15 protein-coding genes and 1 pseudogene are annotated in these 18,049 nt (G+C 70.6%); 8 read left to right on the top strand and 8 right to left on the bottom strand.

The features are described 5' to 3' along the window. Positions 1 to 6: 6 nt before the first annotated feature. From OG735_RS18505 to OG735_RS18495, 3 genes are all read right to left on the bottom strand, one after another. Positions 7 to 276, bottom strand: a complete 270-nt coding sequence (locus OG735_RS18505; protein ID WP_327324297.1) for a hypothetical protein — start codon at positions 274 to 276, stop codon at positions 7 to 9. Positions 277 to 491: 215 nt separating this feature from the next. Next, on the bottom strand, positions 492 to 3,437 hold the full coding sequence (locus OG735_RS18500; RefSeq protein WP_327324296.1) for an AfsR/SARP family transcriptional regulator: 2,946 nt from the start codon (positions 3,435 to 3,437) through the stop codon (positions 492 to 494). Between the two features lie 165 nt (positions 3,438 to 3,602). Continuing rightward, positions 3,603 to 4,370 carry a polysaccharide deacetylase family protein gene (locus tag OG735_RS18495; RefSeq protein ID WP_327324295.1) on the bottom strand — a complete coding sequence of 256 codons (768 nt, stop codon included), beginning with the start codon at positions 4,368 to 4,370 and terminating at the stop codon, positions 3,603 to 3,605. A 193-nt stretch (positions 4,371 to 4,563) separates the two neighbouring features. Between OG735_RS18495 and OG735_RS18490 the strand changes: the two genes are divergently transcribed. From OG735_RS18490 to OG735_RS18460, 7 genes and pseudogenes are all read left to right on the top strand, one after another. Then, the gene (locus tag OG735_RS18490; protein ID WP_327324294.1) at positions 4,564 to 5,784 is read left to right on the top strand and encodes an amidohydrolase family protein; all 1,221 of its coding nucleotides are present in this window, start codon (positions 4,564 to 4,566) and stop codon (positions 5,782 to 5,784) included. 588 nt (positions 5,785 to 6,372) lie between these two features. Further along, the gene (locus OG735_RS18485; protein WP_327324293.1) at positions 6,373 to 6,786 is read left to right on the top strand and encodes a PaaI family thioesterase; all 414 of its coding nucleotides are present in this window, start codon (positions 6,373 to 6,375) and stop codon (positions 6,784 to 6,786) included. A 161-nt stretch (positions 6,787 to 6,947) separates the two neighbouring features. Then, positions 6,948 to 7,853: an LLM class F420-dependent oxidoreductase gene (locus OG735_RS18480; RefSeq protein ID WP_327328365.1), complete on the top strand. Its 906-nt coding sequence runs from the start codon at positions 6,948 to 6,950 to the stop codon at positions 7,851 to 7,853. Positions 7,854 to 7,863: 10 nt separating this feature from the next. Continuing rightward, the gene (locus tag OG735_RS18475) at positions 7,864 to 8,625 is read left to right on the top strand and encodes an SDR family NAD(P)-dependent oxidoreductase (RefSeq protein ID WP_327324292.1); all 762 of its coding nucleotides are present in this window, start codon (positions 7,864 to 7,866) and stop codon (positions 8,623 to 8,625) included. A gap of 97 nt (positions 8,626 to 8,722) precedes the next feature. Continuing rightward, positions 8,723 to 9,844 (top strand): LLM class flavin-dependent oxidoreductase, encoded by a 1,122-nt coding sequence (locus tag OG735_RS18470; protein WP_327324291.1) that lies wholly within the window; start codon positions 8,723 to 8,725, stop codon positions 9,842 to 9,844. A 355-nt stretch (positions 9,845 to 10,199) separates the two neighbouring features. Next, positions 10,200 to 11,933 (top strand): annotated as a pseudogene (locus tag OG735_RS18465) (N-acyl-D-amino-acid deacylase family protein); the annotation flags it as partial. A gap of 119 nt (positions 11,934 to 12,052) precedes the next feature. Further along, the gene (locus tag OG735_RS18460; RefSeq protein ID WP_327324290.1) at positions 12,053 to 13,516 is read left to right on the top strand and encodes an aldehyde dehydrogenase family protein; all 1,464 of its coding nucleotides are present in this window, start codon (positions 12,053 to 12,055) and stop codon (positions 13,514 to 13,516) included. 49 nt (positions 13,517 to 13,565) lie between these two features. Here the strand turns inward: OG735_RS18460 and OG735_RS18455 are convergent, their stop codons facing one another. The 5 genes from OG735_RS18455 to OG735_RS18435 all read right to left on the bottom strand — a co-directional run bounded on the left by OG735_RS18455 (position 13,566) and on the right by OG735_RS18435 (position 17,058). Further along, positions 13,566 to 14,045, bottom strand: a complete 480-nt coding sequence (locus tag OG735_RS18455; RefSeq protein WP_327324289.1) for a hypothetical protein — start codon at positions 14,043 to 14,045, stop codon at positions 13,566 to 13,568. Beyond that, the gene (locus OG735_RS18450; RefSeq protein ID WP_326655264.1) at positions 14,042 to 14,482 is read right to left on the bottom strand and encodes an RNA polymerase sigma factor; all 441 of its coding nucleotides are present in this window, start codon (positions 14,480 to 14,482) and stop codon (positions 14,042 to 14,044) included. Before OG735_RS18450 ends, OG735_RS18455 begins: the two co-directional genes overlap by 4 nt. A 49-nt stretch (positions 14,483 to 14,531) precedes the next feature. Beyond that, on the bottom strand, positions 14,532 to 14,972 hold the full coding sequence (locus tag OG735_RS18445) for a DUF3995 domain-containing protein (RefSeq protein ID WP_326650652.1): 441 nt from the start codon (positions 14,970 to 14,972) through the stop codon (positions 14,532 to 14,534). Positions 14,973 to 15,053: 81 nt separating this feature from the next. Beyond that, positions 15,054 to 16,571, bottom strand: a complete 1,518-nt coding sequence (locus tag OG735_RS18440) for a CehA/McbA family metallohydrolase (RefSeq protein WP_327324288.1) — start codon at positions 16,569 to 16,571, stop codon at positions 15,054 to 15,056. A 142-nt stretch (positions 16,572 to 16,713) separates the two neighbouring features. Beyond that, complete coding sequence (locus OG735_RS18435) at positions 16,714 to 17,058, bottom strand: hypothetical protein (RefSeq protein WP_327324287.1); 345 nt, start codon at positions 17,056 to 17,058, stop codon at positions 16,714 to 16,716. 113 nt (positions 17,059 to 17,171) lie between these two features. Here OG735_RS18435 and OG735_RS18430 point away from each other — a divergent pair, with 113 nt between their 5' ends. Next, complete coding sequence (locus OG735_RS18430) at positions 17,172 to 17,996, top strand: LLM class F420-dependent oxidoreductase (RefSeq protein WP_327324286.1); 825 nt, start codon at positions 17,172 to 17,174, stop codon at positions 17,994 to 17,996. Positions 17,997 to 18,049 lie beyond the last annotated feature (53 nt).

The raw sequence follows: 18,049 nt of genomic DNA, 5'->3' as shown, positions 1-18,049 counted from the left end.
TTCGGGTCAGATCTTGGGCGGGGCCGGCGTGTGGTGGTCGCCCATCGTGGTGATGCCGTCCACGGGCGGGGCCGGCGTGTGGTGGTCGCCCAGCGTCGTGACGCCGTCCGCGGGCGGGACCGGAGTGTGGTGGTCGCCCATCGTGGTGGCGGTGTCCTTCGGCGGTGCGGGCGTGTGGTGGTCACCCTGCACGATGGCGGCGCCCTGCGGCGGGGCCGGCGTGTGGTGGTCGCCCAGTGTGGTGATCTCTTCCGGCTTCTTCTCGGTGTTGCTCATCTTTCTGTCCCCCATGGGATTGCCCGACGTTACCGAAGGTGGCCTTCTGCCCGGAGGCTCCCCCGAGGGTCGCCGGACAGAAGGCCAGGGGGACCGCTCGCCCCCACGCGGAGGTGTAGGTCCCAGGATCCGCCTGCCCCCCGACGCGACGGATCGAATGCACTGAGCATGTCGGATGAGCATAAACGTTCAATGAACGCCCTGGCGGGGGGCCCTCACGCTGCGCTGAGAGGGGCAAGAAGCCCGCGTACTTCCTCCACTTCCGCGGCACCCGACTGCTCGTGGAGGGACAATGCCTCGCGCCAGCAGGCACGCGCGCGGTCCGCTTGGCCGAGGCTGTCCAGCGCCCTGCCCAGCGTAATCAGTACGTTGCCCCGGGTACGGTCGCCGCCGATGCAGCCGATGGCGAGCGCCTGCTCGGCATGCTGGGCGGCTTGTGCGGGGCGGCGGGCCGTGAGGTGCGCCTGGGCGATACGGAAGTGTGTCGTCCCCTCCCACAGACGCTGCCGGTTCGTCTCGAACCTCTCCAGCGCTTCGAGGAGCTCCTCCAACGCCTCGGTGTGGCGTCCCGCATGGGTGAGCGCGACCCCCAGGGCGTAGCGGGCATTGGCCAGCCGCAGGGTGTGCCCGATGCGGTCGTAGATCTCGACCCCTTGCTCGGCGAGCATGATGGCTTGCGAGGTACGGCCCATGGACAGGTGGATGCGCGAGAGATTGCACAGGGCGCTGGCCTCGCCCGGGCGGTTCTCGTCGGCACGGGAACCCTCCGTCGCCCGGCGAAGGTGCTCCTCGGCCTCGGCGTGCCGCCCCTGGTTGAAGGCGATGATGCCGCGGTCGTTGTCCGACCAGTAGACCGGAGCGGGGTCCTGGGCGGACTTCGCGAGGACCGCAGCCTGCTTGGCCTCCTCGTCGGCTTCCTCGTAACGGCCTGCCACCATGTGCACGTTGGTCAGCGAGGTCCGCGCCCGCGCTTCGGTACGGACGTCGCCGGCGGCACGGGCCGAGTCGAGTGCCGAAAGGGCCACGGTCTCGTACAGCTTGGAGTTGGCGCCGGACTCCGCCAGATCCTGTGCCGCCCACAGCAGGTCCACGGCGAGGCGCAGCCGCTTACCGCTCGATGCCTGTCGTGCGCTCGCAAGCAGACAGTTCGCCTCCGCGTACAGCCAGTCCTGCGCGTCGTGCCCGTTGGTGAAGACCAGGCCCTCGTACTCCGTACGCTCCAGGTGGCCCACCAGCCGGTCGCCCGGACGCTCTATCGCGAACACCCGTGCCGCCGTCGACAGATAGAAGTCCAGCAGCCGGGACAGCGCCGACTCCCGCTCCTCGGGCGGCTCTTCATCCCGCTCGGCGCATGCACGCGCGTAGAGCCTTACGAGGTCGTGGTAGCGGTACCTGCCCGGCGCCGCCGACTCCAGCAGCGAGGTGTCGACGAGAGCCTCCAGCAGGTCTTCCGTCACCTGGGGCGGGAGGTTGAGCACAGCCGCGGCCGCGGCGAGCGAGATGTCCGGTCCGTCGGCGAGGCCGAGGAGGCGGAAGGCGCGGGCCTGGGCCGGCTCCAGCTGGCCGTAGCCCAGTTCGAAGGTGGCCTTGACCGCGAGGTCGCCCGCCTGCAGTTCGTCCAGGCGGCGGCGTTCGTCGGCGAGTTTCGCGGCCAGCACCGAGACCGTCCAGGTACGGCGGGCCGAGAGGCGCGAGGCCGCGATACGGATCGCGAGCGGCAGGAACCCGCACGCGGCGACCACATCGAGCGCCGCCTCACGCTCGGAGGTGACCCGCTCCTCGCCCACGATCTTGGTGAAGAGCTGCAGGGCCTCCTCCGGCGACATCACATCCAGGTCGACGAGGTGCGCCCCGGCCAGGTCCACCATCCGGACCCGGCTGGTGACCAGCGCCGCGCAGCCCGCCGTGCCCGGCAGCAGCGGACGGATCTGGGCGGCGTCCCGCGCGTTGTCGAGGAGGACCAGGACGCGCAGGTCGTCCAGCGTCGAGCGGTAGAGCGCGGCCCGCTCGTCCAGCGAGTCCGGAATGGCGGAGTCCGCGGTGCCGAGGGCCCGTAGGAACGCGCCCAGGACCGTCTCCGGATCGGCGGCGCGATTGCCCGCGCCCTGCAGGTCGACGTACAGCTGGCCGTCCGGGAAGTGCGGCCGGGCCTCGTGGGCCACATGGACCGCGAGAGTCGTCTTGCCGACGCCGCCTATGCCCGCGAGCGCCGAGACCGCCATGACGGAGCCTTCGGCGGTGGCCAGCTGGTCGCCCAGTTCGCGTACGAAGGAGGCACGTCCGGTGAAGTCCGGGACTGTGGCGGGGAGTTGCGCGGGCCGGGCGACTTGCGGGGCCCGGGTCGGCTCCTCGCTCGGCCGGGCCAGTTCCGCGTCGGCCTGCAGAATGCGCTGCTGGAGCTTGGCGAGCTCCGGGCGCGGGTCGACGCCCAGTTCCTCGGCGAGCAGCCGGCGGGTGTCGGCGTACACGGCCAGCGCCTCGGCCTGGCGTCCGCTGCGGTACAGCGCCAGCATCAGCAGCTCGCGCAGCCGCTCCCGCAGCGGGTGCGCCGCGGTGAGCGCGGTCAGCTCCGACACCGCCTCCGCATGGGCGCCGACCTCCAGGCAGAGGTCGAGCCGGGTCTCGAGGAGCTGGAGCCGCCACTCCTCCAGCCGGGCCCGCTGGTTCTCGGCGTACGGCCCCGGCACATTGGCCAGCGGCTCGCCGTCCCACAGGCCCAGCGACTTGTCCACCAGTGCGCGGGCCTGGTTGCGGTCCCCGGCCGCGCGCGCCTTGTCCGCCTCCGCCGCCAACTCCTGTGCCACCGCGAGGTCGAGGGCGTCGCCCCTGACCCGTATCGCATAGCCGCCCGACTCGCTGACCAGCGCGTCCGCGGACAGCACCTTGCGCAGGCGCGAGGCGTACGTCCGTACCGCCGCGAGCGCCTGCGAAGGAGGGTCCTCGCCCCAGATCGCGTCGATCAGCTCGGAAGCGGTCGCGGTGCGGCCGTCGCGCAGCAACAGCGCGGCCAGCAGGGCGCGCTGCTGCGGCGAACCGGACGGCAGAGCCTCCCCGCCGCGCCAGGCACGCACCGGGCCGAGCACGCTGAAGCGCAGGTCAATGATGCTGCTCTGCATCGGAGTACGCTGCTCCGGTACGCGTGGCCCGCTGTCACGGTCCATAGCTGCTCCCTGCCCCCGTACTGCCGGAATCGCCCTCGACAGTCTGCCCTGTTCATGGTGGCCCCGTCAGCAGCGGGGCACCTCCACATCGCCCCTGCCCGCGTCTGCTTGTGCGCTAACCCTCTGTTGCCGATCTCCGTCCGTGATCTCTGCCGGAAGCTCGCGTCACGGGCGGTACACCTCTCCCGGGTTGGCCTTGCCGGGCGCGAGCAGCTCGGGCACGGTGACGAAGGTGTAGCCGCGCCTCTTCAGTTCGTCGATGATGCCGGGCACGGCGGGCACGGTTCCGTCGTAGATGTCGTGCAGCAGGATGATGCCGTCGCGCCCCGCCTGGTCGAGTATCCGGTTCTTGATGAGCTCGGAGTCGGTGGTGGAGAAGTCCTTGGCGGTGGCGCTCCACAGGATCTGGGCGAGGCCGAGCTCCCGGCTGACCTTGGTGACGTCGTCGTTGATACGGCCCTGCGGCGGGCGCATCAGAGTGGGCCTGCGACCGGTGATCCTGGCGATGGCCTCCTGTGTACGGGACAGCTCTCCGCGTATCTCGTCGGCGCTCAGTTCGTCGAGCCGGCGGTGCGACCAGGTGTGATTGGCCACCTCATGACCCTCGTCGGCTATTCGGCGTACGAGGTCGGGGTGCTTGAGCACATGGTTCTTGCCGAGCAGGAAGAAGGTTGCGTGAACCTTCTTCTCCTTCAGGGTGTCGAGGAGTCGGGCCGTGTCCTTGCCGGGCCCGGCGTCGAAGGTCAGGGCTATGCACGTGGCCTTTCCGCAGTCGACGCCCCCGGCGGACAGCGGCTTGGCGTCGGCGGGCGCGTGATTCCTGGCGGCGCCCGGTGAGGTGGTTTCCATCGAACAGCCGCCGAGCGTCAGCGCCAGGGTGGCGACTGCGAGCGCGGCGGCGGTGACCTTCGCTTTCGTCCTTTTTCCGGGCATGGCGAATATCCCCCTCGGTGGATGGCGGGCACACGGAATACGGCGCTCTGCCGTTGACCGGCCGCGCACGTCATCGCACTATACATACGATGTATAGACGGGGTTTATAGTGAACCGCGGACGCTCTTCCGGGAGGTTTTCCGTGCCGTCCCGATAGCTGACGACTCGTCAGATTGACGCTACCGTGGGGCGCATGGAGACCTTCCCGAAGATCATCTCGGTGGACGACCACACGGTTGAGCCCCCCAACGTCTGGCGGGACCGGCTCCCGTCGAAGTACCAGGACATCGGCCCGCGCATCGTCAGGGCGCCGCTGAAGGAAATGACGTTCCTGGGCGGCAGGTTCGCCCCGGTGATGGGGGCGAAGGGCGACGACGGGCCGATCGGCGACTGGTGGGTCTACGAGGATCTGCACCGGCCGCTGACCCGCCTCGACACGGCGGTCGGCTACGACCGCGACGAGATCAAGCTCGAGGTCATCACGTACGAGCAGATGCGGCCGGGCTCGTTCGGCGTGCCGGAGCGCCTCGCCGACATGGACGTCAACCACGTCCAGGCGGCGCTCTGCTTCCCGACCTTCCCGCGCTTCTGCGGCCAGACCTTCACCGAGGCGAAGGACCGCGAACTGGGGCTGCTCGGGGTGCGGGCGTACAACGACTGGATGGTGGAGGAGTGGTGCGGCCCCGAGGCGCGCGGGCGCCTGATTCCGCTGACCCTGATCCCGCTGTGGGACGCGGAGTTGGCGGCGGAGGAAGTCCGGCGCAATGCGGCGCGGGGCGTGCGGGCGGTGGCCTTCTCGGAGATACCCCCGTACCTCGGGCTGCCGTCGGTGCACACGGACGAGTGGGACCCGTTCCTGCGGGCGTGCGACGAGACGGGGACGGTGATCGCGATGCACATCGGCTCGTCGTCGAGGATGCCGTCGACGTCCGCCGATGCGCCGCCCGCCGTCGGGTCGACGATCACGTTCGCCAACTGCTGCTTCTCGATGGTCGACTGGCTGATGAGCGGCAAGTTCGAACGCTTCCCGGGTCTGAAGATCATGTACGCGGAGGGCCAGATCGGCTGGATCCCGTACATCCTGGAGCGCGCGGATGTGGTCTGGGCGGAGAACCGCGGGTGGGGCGGGGTGGCGGACAAGGTGCTGCGGCCGCCGTCGGAGCTGTTCGCGGAGCATGTGTACGGGTGCTTCTTCGATGACGCGTTCGGGCTGAAGAACCTGGACGCGATCGGAGTGGGGAACGTGCTGTACGAGACGGACTATCCGCACTCGGACTCGACGTGGCCGAAGTCGAAGGAGGTCGGGGAGAGCCAGATGGGCCACTTGGCGTCGGATGTGGTGGACCGGATAGTGCGCGGCAACGCGATTGAGCTACTGGGCCTGACACCGGAGGGCCTGTGGCCGGGCGCGTAGCCTCCGGCGGGGTGCGGGGTGCCTCCCGCGGTGCGGGTGCTTGTGGCCCGGGCCCGGGGTGCGTGTTGCCTCCGGCGGGGTCGTCCGGTCTTGTCGGGTGCGGGCTCCGGTGCCCCTCCGGGCTCGACTCCTCGGGGTCGGCGGCGTACAGGCTCTTGGTGCGTGACCCCGGACTTGCCGCCAATCCCCTGTGGGGACGACCCTGCACGGCCCCTCCCCACCCGAACGAGACAAGACCGCCCGCCGCGGGGGTACAGCGGTCCGCCGGTGGAAACCACCCACCGGAAAGCAACCGACAACGCCCCCGGACCACCTCAACCACATGACCGGGCAACTGACGCCCCCGGCCCACGCTCACCACATGACCGAGCAACTGACGGGTGCGGACCGCCGGGGTTGCCCAGCGGCCCGGGGCCCGTCGTTCTGCGGCGCGAAGCTGCCGCTTCTGGGGGCGTGGGGGCGTCAGCCCCCACGTACCCCTTCCCCCGGCAGGGGGTCTGGGGGCGCAGCCCCCAGTTTCGGGAAGGGGCGGGATAGGGGAATCGCCCCACGCTCGCCACAGGACCCGGTGCGCGGCACTATCAGGGGATGACGCTAACCCCCGCTCAAGCCGACAAGATCCTTGCCGACAACTTCGCCCCCTGGGTGCTCGACCTCGGGCTCTCCGTCGTCGAGGCCGGTGAACGGCATGCCATCCTCCGCCTCCCCTGGAGCGATCGCCTCGCCCGTGAAGGCGGCGCCCTCTCCGGGCAGGCGCTCATGGCGGCGGCCGACACCGCCACCGTCGTCGCCGTCGCCTCCGCCCTCGGCGGCTTCGCGCCGATGACGACCGTCCAGCAGTCCAGCACCTTCCAGCGCGCGATCACCGGCACGGACGTCCTGATCGACGTCAGGATCACCAAGCTCGGCCGGCGCATGGCGTTCGCGGACGTCACCATGACCGCTGACGGCTCGCAGGACGTCGCCGCGCGGGCCTCCACCGTGTACGCCCTGCTCGGCTGAGGCGACGCCCCTGGCAGGCAGCCGCACTCACGTCACCGCACCCCTTGTCTGATGAACCGTCAGGTATGACGATGACCCCGTCCGGATAATTGACGAAGTGTCAGATCAGGCGAGGAGGCGGCGCCGTGCACGTACTGCCCGAGGGGCGGCTGTCGTACGGGATGCAGCTCCCGATCCAGTCGCAGAGCACCATCTACGCGGAGCCGTGGGAGACCGGCGCCGGCGCCGAGGACCTTGCCGAGATCGCCAGAGCCGCCGACCGGGCCGGGTTCGCGTATCTCGCGAGCTGTGACCATGTCGCGATACCGCGCCGGCTCGCCGGCGCCATGTCCACCGTCTGGTACGACCCCGTCGCCACGCTCTCCTACCTCGCGGGGATCACCGAGCGCGTGCTGCTGCTCAGCCATGTGGCCGTCGTCGGGCTGCGGCACCCGCTCCTGAGCGCCAAGCAGTACGCGACCCTGGACCATCTCTCCGGCGGACGGCTGATCCTCGGGGTCGGGGCCGGGCATGTGCAGGAGGAGTTCGAGGCGCTCGACGTGGACTTCGCCGCGCGGGGGCCCGTACTCGACGAGACCATCGACGCGCTCAGGGCGGCGCTCGGCCCGGAGGAGTACCCCGAGTTCGCCGGCGAGCGGTTCTCCTTCAGCGGGCTCGGGCAGCGGCCCAGGCCCGTTCAGCAGCGGATACCCATCTGGGTGGGCGGATCCTCGCCCGCCGCCGTGCGCCGGGCCGCCGTACGGGGTGACGGCTGGCTGCCCCAGGGCGACCCACGCGGCAAACTTCCCGCCCAGATCGCCAGGTTGAAGACGCTGCGCGAGGAAGCAGGCGTCATCGACCCCATCGAGATCGGCGCCATCACCGAGCCGCTGTACGTGGGCGAGCCGGACTGGGACACCGGCCGGCGAACCCTGACCGGAAAGCCCGACGCCCTCGCCGAGTCGCTGCGCGCCTACGCCGCGATGGGCGTGCACCAGATCCAGGTCCGGTTCCGCAGCCGGAGCCGCACCGAACTCACCGATCAGATGGCGGCCTTCGCCGCCGACGTTGCTCCGCACCTGAACTGAGGAGAGTGGAATGGGAAAGCTCGACGGACGCGTCGTCCTCATCACGGGCGCGGCGCGCGGGCAGGGCGAGCAGGAGGCGCGGCTCTTCGCGGCGGAGGGCGCGAAGGTGGTGCTCGCCGATGTGCTGGACGACCAGGGCGAGGCTCTCGCCAAGGAGCTGGGTGAGGGCACGGCCGCGTACGTCCATCTGGATGTGAGCCGGGAGGCCGACTGGGCCGCCGCCGTGGTCGCGGCGAAGGAAGCGTTCGGGAAGATCGACGGGCTGGTCAACAACGCGGGCATCCTGCGCTTCAACGAGCTGGTCTCCACGCCGCTGGAGGAATTCCAGCAGATCATCCAGGTCAATCAGATCGGCTGCTTCCTCGGCATACGTAACGTCGCGCCCGAGATCGAGGCGGCCGGTGGCGGGACGATCGTCAACACAGCCTCGTACACGGCTCTGACGGGCATGGCCGGCGTGGGTGCGTACGCCGCGACCAAGCACGCGATCCTCGGCCTGACCCGGGTCGCCGCGCTGGAGCTGGCCGCCAGGAAGATCCGCGTCAACGCGGTCTGCCCGGGTGCGGTGGACACGCCGATGAGCAACCCGGACGGCGTGGACCCGGCGGCGGTGGGCGAGCTGTACCAAAAGCTCGTGCCGCTCGGCCGGGTCGGGGAGCCGGAGGAGGTGGCGAAGCTGATGCTCTTCCTGAGCAGCGAGGACTCCTCGTACATCACCGGGCAGCCGTTCGTCATCGACGGCGGCTGGCTCGCCGGAGTGAGCCTTTTCTGACTGGACGTCAGTATTGACGCCTCGCGCAGGCGGTGGAACAGTCGACCGCATCGGGATCTGACGGTACGTCAGAAAGTAAAAGGGACGGTGAACCCCTTTGGAATTCGGGCTCTTTGTACAGGGATACGTCGGCAAGCGCGCCGAGACCGACCCGCTCGCGGAGCACAAGGCGCTGATGGAGGAGACCGAGTACGTCATCCAAGCGGACAAGTCCGGCTTCAAGTACGCCTGGGCCTCCGAGCACCACTTCCTGGAGGAGTACTCGCATCTGTCGGCGAACGATGTGTACCTCGGGTACCTCGCACACGCGACGGACCGGATCCATCTGGGCTCGGGCATCTTCAACCCGCTGGCGCCCGTGAACCACCCTGTGAAGGTCGCGGAGAAGGTCGCCATGCTCGACCATCTCTCCGAAGGACGCTTCGAGTTCGGGTCGGGCCGTGGCGCCGGCAGCCACGAGATTCTAGGCTTCATGCCCGGCATCACCGATATGAACCACACCAAAGAACTCTGGGAAGAGACCATCGCGGAGTTCCCCAAGATGTGGCTCCAGGAGGAGTACGTCGGCTTCCAGGGCAAGCACTGGTCGCTGCCGCCGCGGAAGATTCTGCCGAAGCCGTACGGGAAGTCCCACCCGGCGATGTGGTACGCGGCCGGCTCCCCGTCCTCGTACGCCATGGCGGGCAAGAAGGGCCTCGGTGTCCTGGGCTTCAGCGTGCAGAAGGTCTCCGACATGGAGTGGGTCGTCGAGTCGTACAAGACGGCCGTCAAGGAGGCGAAGGCGATCGGCGACTTCGTCAACGACAACGTGATGGTGACGTCGACGGCGATCTGCGCCGAGACCCACGACAAGGCCGTCGAGATAGCCGTCGGCGGCGGACTGAACTATCTGCAGTCGTTGCTCTTCCGCTACCACGACACCTTCCCGCGGCCCGAGGGCATCCCGGAGTGGCCGGAGCTGCTGCCCGAGTACAGCGCGGAGATCATCGAGCTGCTCATCGCGGAGGAGCTGATGATCTGCGGCGATCCGGGCGAGGTGCTGCAGCAGTGCAAGCGCTGGGAGCAGGCGGGCGCGGACCAGCTCTCCTTCGGGCTCCCGATCGGGATCTCGTACGAGGACACCATCAACACGATCAAGCTGATCGGTGAGCATGTGATCCCGCAGATCGACACGGACCCGGTGCATCGGACGACCCGCTTCCGCCAGGCGGCGGGCTGACGATACGCCTGCGGCGGGCCTGCTCCCCGACCCGCCCCTTCCCTTGCCCGGGGCTCCGCCCCGGCCCCCGCGCCTCAATCGCCGGCGGGGCTGAAGAGGTCCGGCCGAACATTCAAGCCCGTCCGGCGATTGAGGACACGCCCGAAGGGCGTACCGGGGGGTCTGGGGGCTTGCCCCCAGTTGCGGGAAGGGGCGGGGTGGGGAAAAGCCACCCGCCCACCGAACGGCGGCGGCCTCCCGGACCGCCGTCCCCGGGTTCCGGCCGGGTGCCCGTCGGCAGCGGCCTGCCGCACGCGCCCCGGCCGGAGCCATGAAACGACCAACAACGACCAAACCCGCGCTGGAGGGAACCGTCATGCTCGACCACCTCATTCGCTCGGCGACCGTCGTGGACGGGACCGGCGCGCCCGCGTACCTCGCCGACGTCGGGATACGGGACGGGCGCATCGCCCTCATCGCCGAACCCGGGACCGTCGCCGAGGAGGCCAGGACGAGCGAGGACGCGTCGGGGCTCGTCCTCACCCCCGGCTTCGTCGACCCGCACACGCACTACGACGCTCAGCTCTTCTGGGACCCGTTCGCCACCCCTTCCATGAACCACGGAGTGACGACCGTCGCCGGCGGCAACTGCGGCTTCACCCTCGCCCCGCTCAACCCCGACCGCCCCGAGGACGCCGACTACACCCGCCGCATGATGTCCAAGGTGGAGGGCATGTCGCTGGTCGCTTTGGAGGAGGGCGCGCCGTGGAGCTGGCACACCTTCCGCGAGTATCTGGACGCCCTGGAAGGCCGGATCGCCGTCAACGCGGGCTTCATGGTGGGCCATTGCGCGCTGCGCCGGCATGTCATGGGCCCCGACGCGGTCGGCGGGCAACCCACGCCCGAGCAGCTCGACGACATGATCGGGCTCTTCCACGACGCGATGGACGCGGGGGCGTGGGGGCTCTCCACCACCCAGTCCGCCACCCACTCCGACGGCGACGGAAAGCCGGTCGCATCCCGCCACGCGAAGCCCGAAGAGCTCCTCGCCCTCTCGCGGGCCGTCGCCGAACACGAAGGCACCCAGCTCGAAGCGATTGTCGCGGGCTGCCTGGACCAGTTCGCCGACGAGGAGATCGACCTCTTCGTCGAGATGAGCGCCGCGGCCGGACGGCCCCTCAACTGGAATGTGCTGACCATCGACGCGTCCGTGCCCGAGCGCGTGCCGCGCCAGCTCGAGGCGAGTGAGCGGGCGAGGAAGTCCGGTGGCCGCATCGTCGCGCTGACCATGCCGATCCTCACGCCGATGAACATGTCGCTGGGCACCTTCTGCGCACTGAACCTCATCCCCGGCTGGGGCGAGGTCCTCTCCCTTCCCGTCCCCGGGCGGATCGCGAAACTCCGCGACGCGGACGTACGCGCCGAAATGCTGCGCCACGCCGACTCCAAGGAGGCCGGAGTCTTCCGTCGGCTCGCGAACTTCGGCCGCTATGTCATAGGCGACACATACTCCAAGGAGAACGAGGGCCTGAGTGGGCGCGTCGTGAAGGACATCGCCGCCGAGCGCGGCCAGGACGCCTTCCACTGCCTGGTCGAGATCTGCGCCAACGACCAGCTGCGTACGGTCCTTTGGCCGATGCCCACCGACAACGACCCCGACTCCTGGGAACTGCGCCGGCAGACCTGGCAGCACGAGGACGTCATGCTCGGCGGCTCCGACGCGGGCGCGCACCTGGACCGGATGTGCGGAGCGCCGTACACGACCCGCTTCATCGGCGACTGTCTGCGCGGCCGCAAGCTCGTCGGCCTCGAGGAGGCCGTGAAGATGCTGACCGACGACCCGGCACAACTCTTCGGTCTGCGCGAACGCGGCCGTGTCCAGGAGGGCTGGCACGCCGACCTCGTGCTCTTCGACCCGGAACGGATCGAGGCGGGCCCGGCCACGCTCGTACACGACCTGCCCGGCGACAGCCCGCGCCTGGACGCGAAGGCCATCGGCATCGTGTCGGTGCGCGTCAACGGCGTCGAGACGATACGGGACGACGAGGTGACTGGCGCGGTACCGGGCACGGTGCTCAGGTCCGGCCGTGACACGAGGACCGTGAGTACGCTGCATCGTCCCGGGGGACGACCCCCGGACCCCCGGCCGGAAGGCAGGCCGTACGGGACAGACGATGCGGCGGGGCAGGGCGAACTCCAGTGACGGCGGGGCGGGGTGGGCCCGAGCCGGTGCGGCAACCGGTGCGGCAGAAGCTGTTCATCGGCGGGGAGTGGGTCGAGCCGGACGGCGGCCACTACGAGGTCGTCAACCCGGCCACCGAGGAGGTTGTCGGGCTCGCGCCCGAGGCGAGCCGGGAGCAGGTGTACGCGGCGGCCGCCGCCGCCCGCGAGGCCCTCACCGCCTGGTCGCGTACGAAACCGGAGGAGCGCGCCCGGATCCTGGACGCCGCCGCCGATGTCATTCAGCGCGAGGCCGAACCGTACGCCCGCCTCGCCCAGGCCGAGAGCGGCGCGACGACCGCGACGGCGCGCGGCATGCAGGTCGCCGTCGGCGCGGCCCGCTTCCGGCGGTACGCGAAGGGCGCGCTGGAGCCCGTGGAGGAGGGGCTGCCCCCGCAGATCAACGCCGCGGGACCGATGGGGAGGGCGGGCGTCTTCGGGGCGCTCGCCGTACGCCGCCCGGTCGGCGTCGTCACCTGCATCACCTCGTACAACAACCCCTGGGCCAACCCGGCCGGCAAGGTCGCTCCCGCGCTCGCCATGGGCAACACGGTGGTCGTGAAGCCCGCCCCGCAGGACCCTCTGTCCGTCTACAGGATGGCCGAGGCCCTGGCGGAGGCGGGCGCGCCGCCCGGTGTCGTGAACGTGGTGACCGGCTCCGCACCCGCCGTCGGCGAGGCCGCCGTCGACTCCCCGGACGTCGACATGGTCAGCTTCACCGGCTCGACGGCAGTCGGACAGCGCATCGCGGAGGTCTGCGGCCGGGGGATGAAGCGGCAGCTCATGGAGCTGGGCGGCAAGGGCGCGGCGCTCGTCTTCGACGACGCGGACGTGGACTTGGCGGTGATGGGCATCGGCACGACGTTCTCTTTCTACAGTGGTCAGATCTGTACGGCGCCGACGCGGGTGATCGCGCAGCGCGGGATCCACGACCTCCTGGTCGAGAAGCTCACCGGCTGTCTGACCCGTATGAAGGTCGGCGACCCGGCGGCACAGGGCACGGTGGTCGGCCCGGTGATCTCGGCGACCCACCGTGACCGGGTCGAGTCGTATGTCGAACTGGGCAGGAAGGAAGGCGCTCGGCTGGTTGCGGGCGGCGAGCGACCTGCGTACGACAAGGGCTTCTATGTCGCCCCGACGCTGTTCGCGGACTGCACGAACGACATGCGGGTGGTGCGGGAGGAGATCTTCGGACCGGTGGTGGTCGTGGTCCCCTTCGACGACGAGGACGAGGGCATCGCGCTGGCGAACGACAGCGACTACGGCCTGATCGACTATGTCTGGTCGGGGGACGTGGCGCGGGCGTTCCGGGTGGCGGGAGAGCTGCGGGCGGGCGGGGTCGGGGTGAACACCATCGGCCGGAACATGGAGGCGCCGTTCGGAGGGTTCAAGAAGAGCGGGGTCGGGCGGGACGTGGGCTCGTACGCGCTGCAGGCGTACAGCGAGCTGCAGGCGGTGGTGTGGCCCGGCTGACGCTCGACGCCGGCCCGCCCGCGGCGGGCGCCCGCGGCAGCCGACCGCCTCACCCCGTACGCCCCGCCGCCACCCGCCTCTCGAGCCGCCCCAGCACCCGGCGCCCCGCGCGCCCCACCCCCACCGGGATCAGCGCCGCGCGTCCCGGGATGCGGATGCCGCCCGTGAAAGCCACCCGGGTGCGGCCCTCGCCGCACGGGATCGCCGCCACTCCCATCAGGATGAAGCGGCTCTGGAGCCAGACCCAGCCCGGGCGCAGTACGCCGTCGAAGCGGGCCCGCATGCCGAAGCGGCTCCGCGCAACCGCCTCCACACGGTCGCCGTCGATACGGGTCACCCGCAGGCGGCGCATGTCCGGGACCAGGCGGGCGAGTTCGCCGTCCAGGTCGGCGAGGAGCGGCCAGACCTCGGCGTAGTCCGCCTCGATCTCGAGCTCGGTGATCGTGGCGCCGGGGACGCCGGCGGCCAGCGCGTACAGCCGCCGCACCGGGTCGAGGCCCGCGGCGGGCGGCCAGTTGACGGTTGTCACGATGACCACGCCTTCCTGAAGGAGTCCCGGGCCCGGTGCAGCCGTGACTTGACGGTGCCGACGCGGAGACCGAGCAGTTCGGCCGCGGACTGTTCGTCGAGGCCCTCGATGTCCCGCAGGACGAGGACCGCCCGGTGTTCGGGCGAGAGCCGGGTCAGTACGTCCCCGATGTCCGCGGCGAGTTGAGGATCGCCCCGCTGGGGGAGGGTGGTGAGATCGGCCGGTACTGAACGGGCGGACCTGCGGGCGACCCGGACCGCCTCCCGGCAGGCGATCGCCCGCACCCATCCGTAGAGCGCCGCCGGTTCCTTGAGGGAACGCAGCCCTCGGAAGACGGCGACCAGCGTCTCCTGGACGGCGTCCGGGCCGTCGGCGAGCGCGATCGGGGTGCAGATACGGCCCGCGTACGGGGTGAGGACGTCGAGGAGGTCGTTCATCGCGATGGTGTCGCCGCCTTGCGCGGCCCGCACCAGCCGCTGGACGTCGTCACTCACTCCGCTCCCTCGCCACCCGCAGCGCCGCGGCCGCCAGAGCCAGGCACAGCGGAGTGTAGAGCGCCAGGTTCAGCCAGTAGAAGGTGGATCCGGCGCCGTCGTCGAGGCCCGCCCGTACCCCGAAGGCCCAGGCCAGACCGACCAGCCCACGCAGTGCCGTACCGCAGGCAACGGCGACGGTGGCCGCCTGGAGCAGTCGCCCCCGGCGCCGGGCGCGCGCGGTCACCAGGCCCGCCGCAGTGAACAGCAGCGCGGCGAGCGGCAGGAGCACGGGCGGGGTGAACGGCACATCGGCGCCGAGCACCGCGTACGACAGGGCCTTCGGGTCGTCGGCCGGCCAGTGGCTGCCGGTCGCCCAGAACACGTGCAGCAGCCCGTCGGCGGTCAGTACGCCCGCCACAGCCCGGGCGGCGGCACGCCGGTTCGTTTCCATGAGGACCTCCTCGGTGAGCGGATACGTCACCCCACAGAGGAGCCGAACCGGCGATTCGTTCCGACGAGTTCGCGAAACGGGTCAGGCGCCGAGGAACACCGGGTTGGTGAACGCCGCCAACGGCCCCGGCAGCCCCGGGATCACCACCGCGTGCCGGACCTCCGCCCGTACATACGCCGCGTACGCCGCCGTCGTGTGCCACTCCACCGTGCCCGTCCCCGTCGCCGGGAGTGCCGCGGTGTGCAGCACACCCTGGTCGGTGACGAAGCGGACCGAGCAGTTCGGGGCGCCGCCGACCTCCAGGCGCAGGGTCACCGGGTCGTCGGCGTCGACGTGCAGCCGTTCGCCGATGCCCGCATGGCGGCCGCGGCCGCCCGCCGTCGAGAAGGAGAGCGACACCGCCTTCGACTCGGCGACATAGCTGCGCCCGGCCCGGATGCCGTCGAGGATCGCCTCGCGCGTCAGGTCGTCCGCGAGGACCACGGTCTGCGGAGTGCCGACGGGGTCCGGGTCGCGGTGCGCGTCGCTGTTGCCCATCGCCGGGGTCCAGCGCCGTCCTGAGCGTACGGACGCGACCAGTGTGTTGTCCCAGGACTGCAGCGAGACCTCGTCGTCGGGCGTGTACGCGCCGTTCCACACCTCCACCGCGTCCGCCTCGCCGAAGCCGAACTTCCAGTTGCAGCCGATGCAGGTGGCGTGCGGATGGGCCGGCACGACCAGGCCGCCGGAGCGCCTGATCTCGCGGGCGTAGTGGCCGAAGCGGTTGTCGCGGGCCCGGTAGCGCCAGTCGATGAAGGTGCCGGGGTCGGTGCCGAGCGCGACCACGTGGCCGTTGCGCGTGGTGACCTCCTCGCCGGTGAGGATCAGCAGGTCGTCGCCCGCCTGGTCGGCCCAGTGGGCGTGCGCCGAGTGCGTGTTGTGCTCGGAGGTGTTGATGAAGTCGAGCCCGGCGGCACGGGCGAGCGCCGCGATCTCGGCGGGGGTGCGCTTGCCGTCCGAGTACCAGGAGTGCAGATGGCAGTCACCGCGGTACCAGGCGCGGCCGCGGCCCTTGGCCCGCTCCGGCGGATAGACCGGCTTGGGGGTCCTGCCGGGCGCGCCGTACCGGAGCGTGATGGTGACTTCGTACGCGAGACCCTGCGGCGAGACGGTGTACGGGCCCAGCGCGATGTTCCAGGTGCCTGCGCGTACCGGGCCCGGGATGTAGCCCGGCGTCGCCTCGTCCGCGCGGATGAAGAACTCCGTGCGCGCGCCGCCCGACCAGCCGCGGAAGCCGTCCCCGCCCAGCTCCGTGCCGCGCTCGTCGAAGATGCCGATGTCGAGGGCGTTGCCCTGCGTGCCGGGCGGAACGACGGGCCGCTCGTAGGTGTACGCCACGTGGATCTCGCATACGCCCTTCGGGATCTCCACCGGGAGATACACGAAGTCGGGGGAGCCGGGCGGCAGCGTGCCGCGCACGACCTGGCTGGGTTCGCTGTTGGTCTGTCCACCGTTGTTCGGCGCGGCGTTCGCGAAGCTCACAGTGCCCAACGTAAGCGCCGCAGCGGCTCCCGTCACGAGCAGTCCGCGTCTGTCCATCGCGTGTTCGTCGTTGCACATGCCGTCGGCTCCCCAGGGGTGGTGAGAGGGACAGGAGTGATGTACTCGAACCCTGGTATTGAGCCGTGAACTGCTGGGCAAGGGAAGGGGCGTGCCGGGTTGCTCCTGGCTATCAAGTGGGATTTCCGGCCACCGTTACGGCTCAGGCGTCACTCCGGTTGCGCCGCATCAGCAGCAGCACGATGATCACGAGCACCGCGAGGCCGAGGATCAGACCGATGATCAGGCCGGCGGAGAGGCCGCTCTTCTTCTTTTTCTTCTTCTTGCTCTTCTTGCCGGCCTTGCTCAGGGTGCTCACGGTCGTCGACGCCTTGGCTACGGACGACCCGGCCCCGGGCGCGGCGGCGGTCTTCTGCACGGCCGTCTGCGCGGTCGTCTGCGCGGCGACGGCCGCGGTGGGCGCGTAGGCCGCCGACGCGGCGGGCGCGCCCGCGAGCAGTGCCCCGGACAGCACAAGTGCGGTGGTGGCGATGCGGATACGCATCATGATGTGTTCTCTCCCCGTGATTGCCGTCGTTGCTGTGGTTGCCGAGCTCTCGGCATGTGGCACCGTACGGCATACGTTTGGGCCGCCACCACAGACGATGACGGAGGTTCCGTATGCGGATCTCGACCACGATCTTCCTCACGGACGAGACGATCACGCCCGTGCGGCTCGCGCGCGAGCTGGAGGAGCGCGGATTCGGCGGGCTCTATCTGCCGGAACACACCCATATCCCGGTGGAGCGCGCGACCCCGTACCCGGCGGGCGGCGAGCTGCCGCCGGAGTACGGCCGCACCCTCGACCCGTTCGTCGCCCTCGGCCAGGCCGCGGCGGTCACATCGCGCCTCGGCCTCGGCACGGGCATCACGCTCGTCGCCCAGCGCGACCCGATCGACCTGGCCAAGCAGATCGCGACCCTCGACCATCTGTCGGGCGGCCGGTTCACGCTCGGCCTCGGCTACGGCTGGAACAAGGAGGAGGCCGCGGACCACGGCGTGGAGTGGACGAAGCGGCGCGAGGTGGTCCGGGACCGGATGGCGCTGATGCGGGCGCTGTGGGCGCCGGAACCGACCCCGTACAAGGGCGAGTTCGGTTCCGTCAGGGCCTCCTACGCCTACCCCAAGCCGGTGAGCGGCCCGCGCACGCTCATCGGCGGAGCGGCCGGCCCGAAGCTCTTCTCGCACATCGCGGAGTACGCGGACGGCTGGCTCCCGATCGGCGGCCGGGGCCTTGCGGAGTCGGTCCCGGTGCTGCGGGAAGCCTGGTCGGCCGCGGACCGCGACCCGGAGAGCTTGCAGGTGGTGCCGTACGCGGTCCTGCCGACGCCCGGGAAGATGGCGCACTACGTGGAGCTGGGCGTGGAGGAGGTCGTGCTGCAGCTGCCGCCGGCGGGTGAGCCGGAGGTGCTGAGGGTGCTGGACGAGTACGCGCAGTACCTGTAGTCCCCGGGCGCACCGGGCGCCTGCACGGTGGGCGCGCCGGTGCGGGGCCCGTC

It is taken from the genome of Streptomyces sp. NBC_01210 (genome assembly GCF_036010325.1).
Classification (GTDB): Bacteria; Actinomycetota; Actinomycetes; order Streptomycetales; family Streptomycetaceae; genus Streptomyces.
This window is presented reverse-complemented; position numbering and strand designations above follow the sequence as displayed.